Source organism: Pseudomonas sp. BF-B-30 (genome assembly GCF_019956305.1).
Lineage (GTDB): Bacteria > Pseudomonadota > Gammaproteobacteria > Pseudomonadales > Pseudomonadaceae > Aquipseudomonas > Aquipseudomonas jessenii.
This window is the reverse complement of record NZ_JAHBDG010000033.1, coordinates 141,148-158,249: the sequence shown is the minus strand read 5'-3', so window position 1 is coordinate 158,249 and position 17,102 is coordinate 141,148. Positions and strand designations below refer to the sequence as shown.

General features: G+C 51.8%; 12 protein-coding genes and 1 pseudogene. 6 read left to right on the top strand and 7 right to left on the bottom strand.

The window, feature by feature from the left end; genetic code table 11:
* Positions 1-190 precede the first annotated feature (190 nt).
* The 4 genes from dcm (at position 191) to KGB29_RS17985 (ending at position 3,795) form a co-directional block, all read left to right on the top strand.
* On the top strand, positions 191-1,627 hold the full coding sequence (dcm, locus tag KGB29_RS18000; protein ID WP_150812111.1) for a DNA (cytosine-5-)-methyltransferase: 1,437 nt from the start codon (positions 191-193) through the stop codon (positions 1,625-1,627).
* Between the two features lie 167 nt (positions 1,628-1,794).
* Entirely contained in the window at positions 1,795-2,274 is a 480-nt protein-coding gene (locus KGB29_RS17995; RefSeq protein ID WP_317851087.1) for a very short patch repair endonuclease, read from the top strand.
* Complete coding sequence (locus KGB29_RS17990) at positions 2,235-3,485, top strand: type II restriction endonuclease (protein WP_150812113.1); 1,251 nt, start codon at positions 2,235-2,237, stop codon at positions 3,483-3,485. The genes KGB29_RS17995 and KGB29_RS17990 overlap by 40 nt, the downstream gene beginning before the upstream one ends.
* Positions 3,486-3,591: 106 nt before the next feature.
* Positions 3,592-3,795, top strand: a complete 204-nt coding sequence (locus KGB29_RS17985; RefSeq protein WP_150812114.1) for a hypothetical protein — start codon at positions 3,592-3,594, stop codon at positions 3,793-3,795.
* Between the two features lie 247 nt (positions 3,796-4,042).
* Here KGB29_RS17985 and KGB29_RS17980 read toward each other — a convergent pair whose 3' ends face one another.
* From KGB29_RS17980 to KGB29_RS17965, 4 genes are read right to left on the bottom strand one after another with little or no spacing between them, the layout of a single operon-like run.
* Positions 4,043-6,106, bottom strand: coding sequence for an AIPR family protein (locus tag KGB29_RS17980; protein ID WP_150812115.1), 2,064 nt, complete (start codon positions 6,104-6,106; stop codon positions 4,043-4,045).
* Positions 6,106-7,077: a PD-(D/E)XK motif protein gene (locus KGB29_RS17975; RefSeq protein ID WP_150812116.1), complete on the bottom strand. Its 972-nt coding sequence runs from the start codon at positions 7,075-7,077 to the stop codon at positions 6,106-6,108. The genes KGB29_RS17980 and KGB29_RS17975 overlap by 1 nt, the downstream gene beginning before the upstream one ends.
* The gene (locus KGB29_RS17970; RefSeq protein ID WP_150812117.1) at positions 7,070-9,721 is read right to left on the bottom strand and encodes a Z1 domain-containing protein; all 2,652 of its coding nucleotides are present in this window, start codon (positions 9,719-9,721) and stop codon (positions 7,070-7,072) included. Before KGB29_RS17970 ends, KGB29_RS17975 begins: the two co-directional genes overlap by 8 nt.
* Positions 9,718-11,196 (bottom strand): ATP-binding protein, encoded by a 1,479-nt coding sequence (locus KGB29_RS17965; protein WP_150812118.1) that lies wholly within the window; start codon positions 11,194-11,196, stop codon positions 9,718-9,720. The genes KGB29_RS17970 and KGB29_RS17965 overlap by 4 nt, the downstream gene beginning before the upstream one ends.
* 336 nt (positions 11,197-11,532) lie before the next feature.
* On the opposite strand from KGB29_RS17965, the pseudogene KGB29_RS17960 reads away from it, so the two are divergent.
* Positions 11,533-11,805: pseudogene (locus tag KGB29_RS17960) on the top strand (IS3 family transposase); the annotation flags it as partial.
* 234 nt (positions 11,806-12,039) lie between these two features.
* On the opposite strand, the gene KGB29_RS17955 reads toward KGB29_RS17960, so the two are convergent.
* The 3 genes from KGB29_RS17955 to KGB29_RS17945 form a co-directional block, all read right to left on the bottom strand.
* Positions 12,040-13,287: a ribonucleotide-diphosphate reductase subunit beta gene (locus KGB29_RS17955; RefSeq protein WP_223616465.1), complete on the bottom strand. Its 1,248-nt coding sequence runs from the start codon at positions 13,285-13,287 to the stop codon at positions 12,040-12,042.
* A 527-nt stretch (positions 13,288-13,814) separates the two neighbouring features.
* The gene (locus KGB29_RS17950; protein ID WP_150812119.1) at positions 13,815-14,168 is read right to left on the bottom strand and encodes a hypothetical protein; all 354 of its coding nucleotides are present in this window, start codon (positions 14,166-14,168) and stop codon (positions 13,815-13,817) included.
* Between the two features lie 189 nt (positions 14,169-14,357).
* On the bottom strand, positions 14,358-14,621 hold the full coding sequence (locus KGB29_RS17945; protein ID WP_057713604.1) for a DUF2790 domain-containing protein: 264 nt from the start codon (positions 14,619-14,621) through the stop codon (positions 14,358-14,360).
* A 455-nt stretch (positions 14,622-15,076) separates the two neighbouring features.
* On the opposite strand from KGB29_RS17945, the gene acs reads away from it, so the two are divergent.
* Positions 15,077-17,032 (top strand): acetate--CoA ligase, encoded by a 1,956-nt coding sequence (gene acs / locus KGB29_RS17940; RefSeq protein WP_150812120.1) that lies wholly within the window; start codon positions 15,077-15,079, stop codon positions 17,030-17,032.
* Positions 17,033-17,102: the final 70 nt, after the last annotated feature.

Sequence of the window (17,102 nt, the reverse complement as noted above, 5' to 3'; positions counted from 1 at the left end):
GACAACGACGAAGAGTGAATTAGACTGGCTGCATATACAGTATTTTGCATTTGCAAATTCCTACCCCTAACCCTGTCTTGCGTCATCAATCCAAATGCTTGGAAACCCAAGAAATTTCATTTACTTTGAAGTTTCAAGGGCTAAAATGGTGACCATTCGTCACAGCTTTGACCCAGAGGATCTCGGGCTCATGAATCTTTTTGAAACGCCATCTTTTGAATCCTTGAGTGAAATGAGTTCGCGCTCCCATGACACAGATACCCATCCAGCCACTGATCTCGCACTGCTTCATAAGCTGCTGGAAATCTATGACCAAGGTCAGCTCGCTGAAATTCTCAACGATGTCAGCCCTACTCACTGGTGTCGTGAAACCATAAATCGCTGGGTCAAAGGTAAAGCTTCACCAAAGCTTTCTCATATCGAATTCACTCGCCTGGAAGCTCTTTTACCCAAGCGTTTGAACCATAAACCTTCGTTTACCTTCATTGATCTTTTTGCCGGTATCGGGGGTATCAGAAAAGGTTTTGAAGCCATCGGTGGCGAATGCCTGTTCACGTCCGAGTGGAACAAATACGCAGTCAAAACCTATAAGGCGAACCATTTTTGCGATCCGGTTCGGCATAGCTTCAATCTGGATATTCGGTCGGTCACTCTTTCGGACAAGCCCGAGGTGAGTGACGAGGAGGCGTATAAGAATATTGATCATGAGATCCCTGATCACGATGTTCTGTTGGCAGGTTTTCCATGTCAGCCGTTCTCCCTTGCTGGCGTTTCCAAGAAAAATTCCTTGGGACGCAAACACGGCTTCGAATGTGAAACCCAAGGCACTCTATTTTTTGATGTGGCTCGAATTATCGCTGCAAAGCAGCCAGCCGCGTTCTTGCTTGAAAACGTGAAAAACCTCAAAAGTCACGATAAGGGCAATACGTTCCGGATCATTTGCGAGGCTCTCGATGAACTGGGCTACGAGGTTGCCGACGTCAATGCGCCGAAGGGAACAGATCCAAAGGTCATTGATGCGCGACACTTCCTGCCACAGCATCGCGAGCGAATTGTGCTGGTAGGTTTCCGTCGGAACCTGAATGTTCACCAAGGTTTCACACTACGCGATATCAGCAAACTGATACCCAAGCAGCGACCTAGCTTTGGTGATTTGCTTGATAAGGAAGTGGACAGCAAGTACATCCTGACACCAAAGCTTTGGGACTACCTTTATCGGTATGCAGAAAAACACCGCGAGAAAGGCAATGGTTTTGGCTTTGGTTTGACTCGTCCGAATGATGTGGCGCGCACGCTCTCCGCTAGATACCACAAGGATGGATCGGAGATTTTGGTTGACCGCGGTTTTCTGGAAAGCCTGGATTTCAACAGTGAACTGAATCAGATCAATCGGCCACGTAGGCTTACTCCACATGAGTGCTCACGCTTGATGGGCTTCGACAAGCCGGGCGAAAGCAATTTTGTGATCCCTGTATCTGATACCCAAGCTTACCGTCAATTTGGTAACTCGGTAGCCGTCCCGGTTTTTGAAGCTGTGGCTCGGCTTATGAAAGATCGTATTTTGGCTGCAAAGGAAAAGACTGCTGACACGGAGCGACCACAGCTGGAGTTTGCCCTTCCCGAGTGAGGAGATACCCCTCCAGCAGGAAGTCCGGAGCGCTTGCGCTCCGGCGCGTCGATCGACATTCTCGAATGCATCGGATAGCTCACATCCAGCCTTGAGAGCACTCGCTCCTAAGGTATACAAAGGGGTGTAGCTATCGATTGCATGGGGGTGGTTTTTTGGTCGATATTGTGGACGTGGTAACCCGCTCTCGAATGATGGCTGGCATTCAGGGTAAAAATACCAAACCAGAAGTTCTAATCCGTAGAGCCTTGCATGCACGTGGCTTCCGCTTCCGCTTGCACGTTAAACATCTCCCCGGTAAACCTGATCTGGTCTTACCAAAATACAACGCAGTGGTGTTTGTACACGGCTGCTTTTGGCATGGACACACCTGTCAATATTTCAAAGTCCCCCAGACGCGACCTGATTTTTGGTTGGAGAAAATCGGTAAAAATCAGATCAGAGACCGATCCCATGAGACTTCCCTGTTGGGGCAAGGGTGGAGGGTTCTTGTCGTTTGGGAGTGCGCGGTAAGGTCAATGAAGCGAGAGAAATCTTCTTTGCTGATTGACCTAATAGCTGAGTGGCTGATAAACGGTAATGAACATTTACAGATAGATGAAAAAGCATGTTCAGCGACCGAATCAGTGATTACTTCGAAGGTGTAGCTGCCAAGTATTTGAGCGCAGTGGATGCAGATCCAGGTCGTTCTCATCAGCACGAAATTGGTGGTCTTCCTGCCGCAGGATTCAAGCAATACCTAGGTACTCCTGCGAAGAATGAGGAGTATCGATTCAAGGCCAAGCAAATTTATTTCACGGATGAATCTGTTGCGCCCGACATCAGCGAAGGGATGGTCACTTGGTACGATTGTCGGCGAAAGCAACCTCATCGAAGCGCTGAGTTTCGTCTCTATTACAATACGAATGCAGTAACCGAGTTGCTCGAAGAAGGGGATTTCCTTCTGGTAGCGAAAATGCGTGACGGTTCATTGCTGATGATATTCACGCCGGCAGGTAGCACGGTTGAGAGCCAATTGCGGCTTCTGTTCGGTCTGGATCACGTAGGTGAGAGCTTTATCTCGGGAACGCTGGACTCTGTGCAGTTGCTTTTACCATTACGGCTAATGCTAGAAGATTTAGGAATTGAAGTAAGCCGAATTGAAACGGGAGATGATGTTTGGCTTGAACAACTCGTTCAAATGTTTGGCGGAAAGGCTTTTCCAACGACGTCCGCATTCTCGGCTTACGCAAGAAAATCTATTGAGGAGATGGTTGATCCTCTAGGTTGCCCCGATCAGACCATCCTTGATTGGATGGAGCATGAAGAAAAGCTTTTTCGTATTTACGAACGGCATTTGGTTCAGCAGCGACTTCGCAGTGGGTTTGGCGAGGCGGGTGATGATGTCGATGAGTTCATCAGTTTCTCTTTGAGCGTGCAAAATCGTCGGAAATCCAGGGTGGGCCATGCGTTTGAAGGTCATCTGGACGAAATCTTCCGGTTGCACGGCTTGCGCTTCCAACAGGGGCGAGGTAAAGGTTTAACAACCGAAAATAACTCTAGGCCTGATTTCATATTTCCGGGTTTTGCTGAGTATCGTGACCCTGTGTTTCCTCCTGAGAAGCTATTTATGCTAGGGGCAAAGACAACCTGTAAAGATCGTTGGCGCCAGGTTTTGAGCGAGGCTCACAGAATTACCGAGAAGCACTTGGTTACGATGGAAGCTGCTATTAGCGAAAGTCAGATTATGGAGATGCGATCTCATGGATTGCAGCTTGTAGTACCCAAAAAAATACAAACAACCTATTCCGGTTCCCAGAGAGACTGGCTGATGGCGCTTGAGAGTTTTATTGCACTTACGAAAGTTAATAGTTGCTAACTCTCACAGTTTTACAAAATTAGTGAAGTGTGTGTGCATGATTTTAAATAGGGTGCAAAAAATTTTCAGTGTTGATTGATTTTTCTTCAAAAAATACGGATCTGGGTTGGTTGATTTTAAGGAAGTCGAATGTTCAGATTTTGTTGGTGTTTGCGAAACTGATGGGGAGCATTCGGAGGCTGAGGCTGAGGCTGAGGCTGAGGCTGAGGCTGAGGCTGAGGGTGAGCAAAGAACTGAAAGTGGATCGTGGGATGATGGTTTACGTTATCAGTTGACTATTTTAGAAAGTTTTTTTGAGGATTCGATGTAGAGCGTGTTCAGCTGCAATATGGCTAGATATAGTTGATGGCCGAATTGGCCGGTGGGTGGATTTGATCTATGAAGGAACCGTCCCCATCATGTTTTGACGCCGCGATTTGCCTCTTGGCTGAGGGCATCCAAGGTAGAACTGATCAAGTAGTCAACGACGGCAGTGCGTTGGGTTAACTGTCATTGAGCATTGAGGGGATACAATGCATTCGCTAATGTCTATCTGAAGTTGCTGTCTCCAGATCAGTTTATTCCGGTAAGAGAACACCCTCATTTCTACTTTTTTCAAGGATGCCAATCAACACGCGAGACTGGTTTTCGGTGGGTATCTTGGTAGGGATTTGAGCGGCTACATTCATAATGCTGAGCTCTTTTGGCGTGAGTAGATGCTTAGCGTTCATCTGGTCACAGATACTCCGCCAGCGTGAGGCTGGTATAGCGATTACTTGCCTTTGCGCCTCTATACCATTATCGATTTTCTGGGTTTCACGCGCGGCCTTAGCATCAAGTCGACTATCTTCGGCTGAAATGAGCTCAACCCAAAAATCTTCAGGTAGTAGTTTGGAGATAGCAGTTGCCTGCTCGGTAAGACGCTCCCAACAGCTGTCCTTTTTGCACCACTCAGATATGTTGGAAATTCCCTGTGGTGGTTGAGTGATAATATTGTTTACAGCCTTTGCTGTGATTTCGAGCACGCTGGTAAGCAACCCATCAACCTCCTGGCTGCTCCAGATACGCGGGTAATTGATAGTTACTTTACGGCGCCTTGTAATCTCACTAAGGATCGCAAGCGTGTAAGCGACGATGTTTGCCCGGTATCCGCCATTGTACCAAGGTTGAGCTGAAACAAGTTTTTCGGTGGTCCGGAATAGGATGCAGCGCACAATCGCACGACGGAAATACAACTCATTGAAGCCATCTGACAATGTCTCCCATTCCTTACCGATGCGGAGAGCGTAGCGTGCGAAGTTCTTTTGGCCACCTTGGTTGACCCATTTTGGGTGCTCATCCCAAACGTTCTCGAATTTCGCAAGATCCGTTTTGGTGAACATCTGAGCCTTTGGATATTCAGCCTTAAAGCGTTTTTGCTCGCCAGTTGTGAGTTTCGCCTGAGCATCGACATACTGGCCACGCGTGCGTTCATAGAACCATTTTGTCTCACGCTGCGTACCTTGCCGTGCCGGCGCCCAGATGCGCCGCGAAAAGTCCGCCATTCGCACATGGAACGGATGATTGGAGAAAAAGTCGGCTGCGTTAACGCGGTTCTGCGTATTGGCATACTCGGAAATGCGCGGCACGATCATCTCGCTTTGCTCGTTATCGATAACAGAGAGCTTCATCTGAACGAAGATGTGCGAGAGGTCCGCCTTGTCGCGCCGTTGGGTGTGGAATAGGGAAGCCGTCGTCTGCCCCCCATTTACTATCTGCAGGTCAATCATCCGTGTGATCTGAAGACCACGTTCTGTCACCTCCGTTTCAACGGACAGGGCCGTTGCGGTGATGCCATTGTTGTATGCGAAGAACATGTGCGGTTCGCTGAGGATTGTTGCACGAATACCTTTATTTACCTGCGCTCGTGCTTGAAGGAATGTCCGCACATTTTGTTCCAGTAATCTAGTGTTATATCGATCGTAAAGTGCAGAGAGTATTGTTGCCGGCATAACGATCAGAAACGAGTGATAAGAGTCCGACCCGAGATTGGCAGGAAGGCAGCTTATGCCATGTCCAAATAGCTCCAAAAAATCTATGGTCAGTGGTTCTTTGTGGCCTCTCGAGCTATGCTGACGCTGGAGCCGCGACATGTCCCAGATGTGATACGTCGCTGGTATTCCACTGACCTCATTTTCTGGGAGGGTCTGAAATCGGTCGCTTAGAGTACGTTCGGACATTACGTAGAAGTTGACCTGACGTAGCAATTCTTTGCGATCGATAATTTGACGGACAAGCCCATATTCCGGGGTCGTGATATCGGGCTCTATTGAGTTCTGAAGGCTCGCGTCGAAGAAGTTCACTAAACGCTTTAAGGTGGTATCAATATCCGTCCGGGTAAGTGTTTCGAGTTCGCGGCGAGAGTCGAAGTCCGCCACAAAAATATCGAGAGCATCTTCGTCGTTGAACCAGTATCCATCGACCCGCATTCCACGCACGGCACGGTAGTGGCAGTGCTCGAAACCCTCGACGAAGCCCGTCTCGATTAGCTCGTTTGAAACGGCGCTCACGAATGCTTCCAGCTGATAGGTTCTGTTCGACTCCGCATCTGCGATAATTTCCTGCCGGAAATCGTGGAAAAAGTCTTCGATGGTCTGTTCCATCAGTCCCCTCCAACAAATATAGTTTCGCCATCGCACTGAAAGGGAGCAATGGTTTCAATCTGAATGTCATAGCTAACTTTGGTAATTCCATTCAGTAGCTCGGAACGGATTAGCCTCGGGAAACCGTTTGTCACCTGGAATGTACGAGCATCGCTAACTACCAAGTGCGGTTCATCGTACTCGGGTAATGGCGCATAACCTCGAGTGACGAGCTTACGATCGAATGCCTCGACACTGGCAATATCCGAGAGTAGACCTTGGATCTTTGCAACAATTTCGTTCAGTGATTGTGCTTTGGAGGATTCGGGCAAGCTACTAAGTCGATAAATTTTCAGGAAAAGAGCGTCGTTGAGAGATTCAAGTTGGTCTTCTGATGAGATGCGTATAGTGCTGCGCTCGGTGCCCGAAAGGGCTTTGATCTCAACCGCCGTGTTACCGAAAATGAAGTCTTGATGCGATTTCTCTGGGCCAAGCCAAGCCGTGATTGCATCGCTCGCCGCGGGCCATCGCTCAAGAAGTTCAAAAAGAAAGGTTAGTTCGGCAAAGAGCCCGCGAATCTCCTCCATTGAGAGGTGATGGCCGATACGACCGGATAGGAACGTCTTCCACCTGCGGATATGCGCAAGGGCTACGGCAAGCGAGCTTGATGAGTCGCTCGCATATGTAAGCGCTGTAACCAGTGTGTGGCAGAAACCCTCGAACAGGTCACGATCCACATGCTGCTCAAGAGATAAAACAAGCCGCTGGCTACCAGCCGCCCCACTGCGGAGATCAACCTCAATCCCGTTCAATGTGGTAACGTTTTTCCGGTATTGAACCGTGTGGTCCCCGGCGAGTTCCATGATAAAGAGACAGGCGCCTTCTATATCACGACCCCAGTAACATGGCGCGAATGTCGTGACGTCCACCTGGCGGACATTGAAGTCTGCATTGGGTACCTTAATATTGTCCCAAGGGGAGGACTCAGTCATCGTAGTCGTCCTCTTCATCGGGATCATCAGGTGCTCCCTGCATACGTTCCAACCACACACGGTTGGCCACAACCTCAATTTCCGTCTCGTAATGACCTGGAGGGAAACTAACGCCGAACGCTGCGACCGGATCCTCTGCACGACTATCACCATGTGGCTGCAGGCAGTGAATCATTAGAAGCGGTTTGTTCCGTACTTCACGATAATGTGTGTCTGATGGTGTGACTAGTTTTTTGCCGGATGCGGCGAGCCTTTCGGCTTCAGCTTGTTCTGTGAGTGTGAGCCCCAGTTTTTCATCACCACGGGAAGCCACGCGATCCTTATTGAGTCTCCAGGCGCCAGCCTGCAGGCCACCAACGACGCGTTTCTGCCCATTTAAACGATAAGGTTCATTGCTGTCACTTTTCGGCGAAATTAGGAGCACGTCTCCGACTGGGCTTTTTTCATTAAGAACTTTGAGGTAAGCGATGATATCAGCCTTGCGATCTGCGAACTGACTGTGCGCTTGGAAACCGATAAGGAAGTCTTCAATCTGTTCGACTGATACGTTTCGGAAAATCTGACCCTTACCAGTGTCTTCTCCTATTTTTCCATCAAAACCGTTTCTCCAAAATTTTTCTATTAGAGAGAAGTTTTCTTTATTTACGTTCTTGTCGATCGAAACGATGTAGCTCTCGAGCATTCGGCCGCTGAAGTTTTGTCGGAACGTTACCTTCTCACCGGTGCGCATCTTGTTGGCGGCTGTGATTAGAAGGCTATCCGGATGTGCCATGACATAAAGTCCGAACTGGCGCGGGCTCAAGCCATCTCTCCGCATGCGCTTGACTTGCTGGGTAAGCTCCTCGGCAGCGGCTGCAATATGGGAATACCAGTTAATTGAGTCTTGTGAGAGATGGACGCGGCAGAGATCCTCATAACCTGGCCTGTAACCGAACCACCGTCCCATTTGCATTAGCGTGTCATACATCTTTGTGTTGCGGTACATATAACTTACGCTCAAACCCTCGATCGTTAGTCCTCGGGATAGACTCAAACCACCAATTGCGATTGCAGTAAGCCCAACTCCCTCTTTTGTATACTTGCTGTAGTCGAGAACTTCATCGCTCTTGCTGTTAATGACATAGAGGCGGAGATGGTCGAACACTCCATTAAGCGCTAATTTTACTTCGCTCCAAGAAAAACCACAGCTGAAAAATTCGGTTTCATATACTTGCTTTAACCCTTGCATATAGGCGTTTGCTGACGAGACGGATTCAGGCATCATGTAGTTCGCTTTCACTGCCTCTCTAATTTTTTTCTCGCGCAGACTTATAAAGTCTCGAATGGTCTTTTGTACGGGAACGAAGCGAGAGATGTTGATGATCATGGAGCAATGCTTGCGCGTCTGCCCACGGAGGTTCCGGATCGCTCGCACAACGAGAAACGCATTTAAAGCACGATAAAGGCTCGGCGACAGCTCGGATACCGGGTCATCGCGTTTATGGGCATAAGGAATGAGATCTTCACAGTCATCAATCTGTCGAACGATCGATGGGCTTGTCTGTTCGTTTAGAAAGACCTTCTCGGCGCCAAAATACGTTGTTGGGGCATCAAGACAGTATATGAAGTCGCGAGGAAATAGCTCTTCCCGTACGTCATCGTCATAAGCTTCAGGATTTATGAAAATATTTGCGAAGGGGGTAGCTGTGTAACCGACGTAGCAGGATTTCGCAAATAGACCGAGAATGCGCCGGATCATAGCGTTGGTCTTTGTAGGGTCTAAGTCTTCCTTATTTGTGTTGATGGAGGCGTTATCAGCTTCGTCATCAATCAGTAACATAGGTACGTCTGAAATTCGACCGTTGCCCTCCGTATTCAGCTCTTTTAACCATTTGTGAAGAGCCGTAAGGGTTGTCACGTTTTTCTTGATAACAAGGATTATGGGCTTACTGAAGTCGTTTATCCTCCAGCCACTTTTGGCGGCTGTGTTTTTATTAAAATCTTCATTGATATTAGTGAGGGTGGCCGGATGCGGATAGTGGGGTTCAAGACCGACGCCAATCAGTCGACGATCTTCGGGGTCGCTAGAGCGACCGATGAAAGCCTCATCAATACGCTCCTGTGTCTGTTTGCGTAGATTGTTGTGAATGCCTGCAATGACGATGATGAACTTGTATCCAGCATCTGCGGCCTTAGCGATCAGACTGGTGTAGTTGGCCGTTTTACCAGATTGTACATGCCCAATGACTAGGCCTCGCCGGTTCCAGGCTGTACCCTCACTGAGTGGGTCCTGAAGGTGTCCGAGGATACGAGTGGTCACATCGCTAAGTGACTGAACCATACGTGGAGACCACCCACCTTTTCTTAGAAAATTCTCGTAGGCGTCCGCATAGGCTGATGCGATATTCTCTCGTTTGTGAACCCATTGGTCATCGTGTTTAGCATCAATATCGATAAGCGAAACGCCTGCACCCATCCGTGTTTCGACGGAAATCATTGCTTCAGTGATGATGTTTCGAAGATCACCGGTATAGCCGAAAATCGTAGCTATCTGCTCGGCCTTTTCTTTGACTAATGCTAGCGTCGGGGGCTCACTTAAATTGCCAAGTCCCGAGATCAGTGCTGTTGCGATATTCTTTTCTTCCGATGCTGGATTACCGCTCATTCGAAAGTCTCCCTGATGTACTCCTCTACCAATTCAATTTGTCCTTCAAAAAAATGCGTTGAGCGGACGATCTGAAGGAATGCTTTCGGGTCAACGGGCCCATCGCCATAGATAGCTTGTCTAAGACTTTGCAGCCTGCTAAAAGTCTGATCATCATCCGCTGTTACTTGGCTAACCTCGCGTGGGCTAGTCGAATAGTCGGAATAGATCATCTCTACTGGAAGTGATGCGGCGACAGCCTCTAGAAGGACAAGGAGTGAAGCGATCTCCTTCGCTGGGAGTCGCGTTGCAAGTGATGTGATCAGAGGATGCTGGGTGTTTACTGCGAATCGGATACCACCGTGGTCCACGTAGCGTTCCCATAGAGGTACTTTGCATTCTTGAAAAAGCCGCTGGCCGCGGCCGCGATGTACTGTCACGCTCCGCGCAGCGATCTTTGAGATGATCTGCCTCAGACGCTCCCGTACGGGATGTGGTGGTCGAGCTCGGGACTTTTTGATGTCGATTGTCCAAGCTTCATCAAGGCTATTCGCGAAGTCAATTTTGACTCGAGCGAGTTTTGTGGTTTCATTTTTCGGGATCAACCTGAACCAATCACCCCAAGCCATTAGTCTGCCGTTACGGTAGATATATGCACCCTGATTGGAGATAAAATCGCTTCTATCTTGGTAGTAGTCATATTCAGAAGCTGAAAGGCGGCTATGATGCGGCAAAATGTATGGCTGCATCGTAACTGCAATATCGTCTACCCAGACGGTCTCTTCCGGCAGCATTTGCGTGGCGGGATTTTTCTGGCAAAACGGGTCGAACGAAGTTATTGGATGCCCGTTAATGCTGATGGTGAGTTTCTTCCGGCCTTTCATTTCACCGGAAAGAAAGCGATGGAAGACAAGTGAGAGGTGACGTCCGACTACATCAATCTTCTCGTTAACTATTTCTTCGCGCTTGTGGCCAACCTCATCTTCGAACAACCTATCGAGGTCGCGCCATATGACAATCGTTCCCGTGGCACCGAGTACTTCGATGAAGGGTTGTTCGTCAATCTCATTAGAATCGAGAATGCTTATGAACCAGTCGTCATTCTCCTCAACTTTTCTCAGGTCCCATTCAGCGCCAGTGCGGATACTGTTTTTAGCGCTCAGAACAGTCAGCCGACGGCATTGGGAAAAAGATGCGGTTTTGAGTCCGAGCCCAAAGCGACCCAAGTCTTTAGGGCTACGTTGTTTTCGGGGATCCATGGCGCCATGTCGCATGGCTGAAATGACCTCGGTTTCTGCCATCCCATTCCCGTTATCAGCGATGACAAGAACTGGATTGGTGCGGCTCATATCGCAAAAAATCTGAATATCCGTTGCATCCGCAGAGATGCTGTTGTCAATCAGATCTGCGATCGCGGTCTCCAGCGAGTAGCCTAAATCCCGTAGTGATGCCGTGAGGCTGGCCGCGCTTGGCGGAAGATGATGAAGTTTTGCCATCAACTGACCGTCCGTAGTTTGTCGCGTATTTCTGCTCAGACGCCTTCGGCGCCAGCTTTTAGATCACACTCCCAGACGACGATAACGTTCCATCTGGCTTCATGGAGACTAGCGCAGTTGCGGTCGTCACGAATAATATTTTCCGCCAAACTCCGCTTGTCAGAATTTGTGGTGTGTCGATGGCATTGTTGCTGCTCGCCCCCCTTTTGTGGCGAAACCAGAAGCAGCAATGAGCAAAGATGATGGCGTGATTTTTGGGTAAGGCAACCGGTAGATTGTTGGCCGGGAGACGGACCCTGTATCCATTCAAGGCCGTGGCCATTGATCGTGAGCTTGTCAGTCGGAACCAAGTTTGTTGTCGCCCTTGACGCCGCCGTTTTGTCCGAGATTGACTTGGGCGAGCATTGCTGTCGCAAAGACAAAGTGCTCGCTGAAAAACGGCGGTATTGTTGATGCTGCGAAAAAGCTCAGCGACTACTGGAGGACCGACGATGAGGACAACTCGTGACATGGTTGAGCGAGGCCGTAGCAGCAGTAGCTCGGAAAAACACGGCCTGCCAGGGGATCGGCCTATTACTCAGAACCTTGCAGCGAGGGACTGAAACGGATTACGCCGGTTGGATGCCTGTCGAGTTACAGCGAGACACAATCCGCAAGTGGCATTTGCTGCTGGTAAATTGAATTGCCAAGGGCCTAGCAGGTGCATCTAAAAAGACTGCTAGTGGTCGAAGAGGGTGTAATTTAGTTTTTCGCCCAATCAAAAACCCTGAACAAGTCAGGGCTTTTGATTTTTCCAGTCTGCCGATTCAGATCATGACCGGCAAATCGCGGCTAGCTTAGGAATCAATCCCAGCTCAAAGCCCCACCAGTCTGATACTCAATAACCCGAGTCTCAAAGAAGTTCTTCTCTTTCTTCAAGTCCATGATCTCGCTCATCCAAGGGAACGGGTTAGTCGTCCCTGGATACTCTTCCTTCAAACCGATCTGCGACAGGCGACGGTTAGCGATGAACTTGAGGTAATCCTCCATCATCGCCGCGTTCATGCCCAACACGCCGCGAGGCATGGTGTCACGTGCGTATTCAATCTCCAGCTGAGTACCCTGCAGAATCATCTGCGAAGCTTCTTCCTTCATCTCGGCATCCCACAAATGCGGGTTTTCGATTTTGATCTGGTTGATCACGTCGATGCCGAAGTTCAGGTGCATGGATTCGTCGCGCAGGATGTACTGGAACTGCTCGGCGACGCCGGTCATTTTGTTGCGGCGGCCCATGGAGAGGATCTGGGTGAAGCCGCAGTAGAAGAAGATGCCTTCCAGAACGCAGTAGTAGGCGATCAGGTTGCGCAGCAGTTCTTTGTCGGTTTCGACGGTGCCGGTTTCGAACTTCGGATCGGAGATCGAGCGGGTGTATTTCAGGCCCCAGGTGGCTTTTTTCGCGACCGACGGGATCTCGTGGTACATGTTGAAGATCTCGCCTTCATCCATGGCCAGCGATTCGATGCAGTACTGGTAGGCGTGGGTGTGGATCGCCTCTTCGAAGGCCTGGCGCAGGATGTACTGGCGGCATTCCGGGTTGGTGATCAAACGGTACACGGCCAGGACCAGGTTGTTGGCAACCAGGGAGTCGGCGGTGGAGAAGAAGCCGAGGTTGCGCATCACGATGCGGCGCTCGTCGTCGGTCAGGCCTTCCGGGTTTTTCCAGAGGGCGATGTCGGCGGTCATGTTGACTTCTTGCGGCATCCAGTGGTTTGCGCAGCCGTCCAGGTATTTCTGCCAGGCCCAGTCGTACTTGAAGGGTACGAGTTGGTTGAGGTCGGCGCGGCAGTTGATCATGCGCTTTTCGTCAACGGCGACACGGGCGGAGGCGCCTTCGAGTTCGGCGAGGCCTTCGGCGACGTCGAGGGAATCCAGGGCAGCTTTGGCGCGGGCAACGGCGGCGGAGTCAGTGGCGGTCACGGCACGGGCTTCCAGGGCGGCGGCACCGCCGGCGCTGTTGAGACGGTCCATGTTGGCTTCGGTGGCGTGGCCAGCGTTGGCGCTCTTGACTGCTACTTCCGTGTCTTCTTTGTCGAATTCGTCCCAGCTCAGCATGACGTGTCGTCTCCTGCGTGAGGGCCAGTGTGCCCGTGTGAAATTGGATAGGTCGGTTTTTCACACGGCCTTACTGGCCGCGTTGGATCTAAAGGAATCGTTTTTTGCGGCAGCTATACGCAGGCATCAAACAGAATTTTGTACGGGGTTCCGAGAGCCACTGATGGGCGCAGCAAGCGTTGATCGCTTGTGCGGGGCTTCAGACTGGCTTTTCGTCCCTGTAAGGGAATATTGCAGGCCCGTTTAAGGCCGCATTATAGGGAAGTTTTGCGTGCTGTGGTGCGGCGAAATGGCTCACGGAACGGTCGACGGGGGCCGTTTTTCGGTCGGAGTGAGGGTTTACAGGGCTTTGAACGATGTTGGCGGGGGAAGATTTTTTTTCTTAATTTTTTGCCCCGGATTATTTTTGTTCAAGAAATGAACAAAAAAGGCTTTTTTCACTACATCTTGTGTTTCGGTGGGTGTTTCTCAGGCTCCAGACACAACTAAGCCCGACCGAAGTCGGGCTGTGAAGTCACGCTGGCGGATCAGCTCAGGCGAGCGGCACCGACGTGATCGGCACCATCGGCGGCTAGACGGGCTGCGCCGGTGTGGTCGGAGCCATCGGAGGCCAGTTTGCCTGCACCGACGTGATCGGCACCATCGGCGGCGAGGCGGGCGGCACCGGTGTGGTCAGAGCCGTCGGAAGCCAATTTGCCTGCGCCAACGTGATCGGCACCATCGGCAGCGAGGCGGGCGGCGCCGGTGTGGTCGGAACCGTCGGAAGCGACAGCCGCTTCACTGGTGTAAACGGCAGAGCCGGTGCGGTCGTAACCATCGGCGGCGAAGGTGTTGGCTGCCAGGGCGGAGAGGGTCAGGGCGAGGATCAGTTGGGTTTTCATGGTTGTTGCTCCAGATTCGTGGGTGTTGTTTGTCTTGGGTTGCAGTTGATTCTACGCCTGCTATTTCGATTAAAAAGCGCAAATAAATGCTTAAAATAATCGAATTAATCGATCATTAGGGTTCGGCGCTTCATCTGCCTGATTGCGGCGGGTGGGTCGAACCTTTTGGGGGAGGGGTGAAGTAGGGGATCAGCCGTTGGAGCAGCCATTGCCCATCATGCTGTAGCGCAGGATATGTCGTTGGCCGTGAGAGTCTTCGTATTCCATTTTCATCGGCACAACTTCACACACGTTCGGGGCTTCGCTCATGGAGATCACTTTGGCGATGTCCAGGTGGGTGGAGTAGGTGTATTCCTCTATTGCTGGTTGTTGCTGTGCGACATCAGTCGGGACCTCGTTTGCCATGGCGGTTGCGCACAGACTGCTGAGGGCCAGAACCAATAAAGCTTTCATTTGAAATTTACCTTTTAGAGGTCGAAAGGGGGCACGCAATCTTTTTGGGATTGCGTGTGGAGCTTCGGTATCAGGGGTTTGATTAACTGCCTTCGTGGGGGCTGCAACTTGGTTAATCAGGTTGCCTTGTTGGCGTGGCTGATTTTAGGCGTCGACGCTTCGTCCATATAGGCGTGGTTTTGATAAACACTTTTGACAGATCCTGTAACAATCCCTGAATAACCTCTTCTTTTGTAGGAGCGAGCTTGCACTGCGGGGTGTCAGGTTGGGCGCGTTATCGTTGACGACCATCGCGAGCAAGCTCGCTCCCACAGGTACCGCGGCGGTAGTGGGGTTGACGGTTTTTCACGACATTTTGTAGGGACTTGTTACTACCATCGTCGAATGGTTCTATAGGCCCGGCCCGGGCTACAACAGGGTCATACAAAAACAACTATTCCACCGAGGTAAGAAAGATGAGTGCGGCTTCCCTGTATCCCGTTCGTCCCGAGGTTCTGGCTAACACGCTGACCGACGAGGCGACCTACAAGGCGATGTACCAGCAGTCGGTCGTCAACCCCGACGGCTTCTGGCGCGAGCAAGCCAAGCGCCTTGACTGGATCAAGCCTTTCACCACGGTGAAGCAGACTTCCTTCGACGATCACCATGTCGACATCAAATGGTTCGCCGACGGCACCCTGAACGTTTCCTACAACTGCCTGGACCGTCATCTGGCCGAGCGCGGCGATCAGGTCGCGATCATCTGGGAGGGCGATGACCCTGCCGAAAGCCGCAACATCACTTACCGCGAACTGCACGAGCAAGTGTGCAAGTTCGCCAACGCCCTGCGTGGCCAGGACGTGCACCGCGGCGACGTGGTGACTATCTATATGCCGATGATCCCCGAAGCCGTGGTCGCCATGCTGGCCTGTACCCGGATCGGCGCGATTCACTCGGTGGTGTTTGGCGGCTTCTCGCCGGAAGCCCTGGCCGGTCGCATCATCGACTGCAAATCCAAAGTGGTGATCACCGCCGACGAAGGCATTCGTGCCGGCAAGAGGATCCCGCTCAAGGCCAACGTCGACGACGCGCTGACCAACCCGGAAACCAGCAGCATCCAGAAAGTCATCGTGTGCAAGCGCACCGGTGGCGACATCAAGTGGAACCAGCATCGCGACATCTGGTTCGAGGACCTGATGAAAGTGGCCGGCACCGTGTGCGCGCCGAAAGAGATGGGCGCCGAAGAAGCGCTGTTCATCCTTTACACCTCCGGCTCCACTGGCAAGCCGAAGGGCGTGCAGCACACCACCGGCGGCTACTTGCTGTACGCGGCCATGACCCACGAGCGCGTGTTCGACTACCGCCCGGGTGAAATCTACTGGTGCACCGCCGACGTCGGCTGGGTCACCGGCCACAGTTATATCGTCTACGGCCCGCTGGCCAATGGCGCGACCACGCTGCTGTTCGAAGGCGTGCCGAACTACCCGGATATCACCCGGGTGGCGAAGATCGTCGACAAGCACAAGGTCAACATCCTCTACACCGCACCGACCGCGATCCGCGCCATGATGGCCTCGGGCACCGCCGCCGTTGAAGGTGCCGATGGCAGCAGCCTGCGCCTGTTGGGTTCGGTGGGTGAGCCGATCAATCCGGAAGCCTGGGACTGGTACTACAAGAATGTCGGCAAGTCCCGTTGCCCGATCGTCGACACCTGGTGGCAGACCGAAACCGGCGGCAACATGATGAGCCCGCTGCCGGGCGCTCATGCGCTCAAGCCAGGCTCTGCGGCGCGTCCGTTCTTCGGCGTGGTGCCGGCCCTGGTGGACAACCTGGGCAACATCGTCGAAGGCGAGGCCGAGGGCAACCTGGTGATTCTCGATTCGTGGCCGGGTCAGGCTCGTACGCTGTTTGGCGACCATGACCGCTTCGTCGACACTTACTTCAAGACCTTCCGCGGCATGTACTTCACCGGTGACGGCGCCCGTCGCGATGCCGATGGTTACTACTGGATCACCGGTCGCGTGGACGACGTGCTCAACGTGTCCGGCCACCGCATGGGCACCGCCGAGATCGAAAGCGCGATGGTCGCGCACCCGAAAGTCGCCGAAGCCGCTGTAGTTGGCGTGCCGCACGACATCAAGGGGCAGGGCATTTATGTCTACGTCACCCTTAAGAACGGTGAGGAGCCGAACGAGCAGCTGCGCCTGGAGCTGAAAAACTGGGTGCGCAAGGAGATCGGCCCGATTGCTTCACCGGATGTGATCCAGTGGGCGCCGGGGCTGCCGAAGACTCGTTCGGGCAAGATCATGCGGCGGATTCTGCGCAAGATCGCCACGGCTGAGTATGAGGGGTTGGGCGATATCTCCACCCTGGCTGATCCGGGTGTGGTGCAGCATTTGATTGATACCCACAAGACCATGAATGTCGCGTAAGCGGCGGTTCTGAGTCACTTAAACGCCCTGTCAGGTGTTGAGCCTGGCGGGGCTTTTTTGTGCCTGGGTT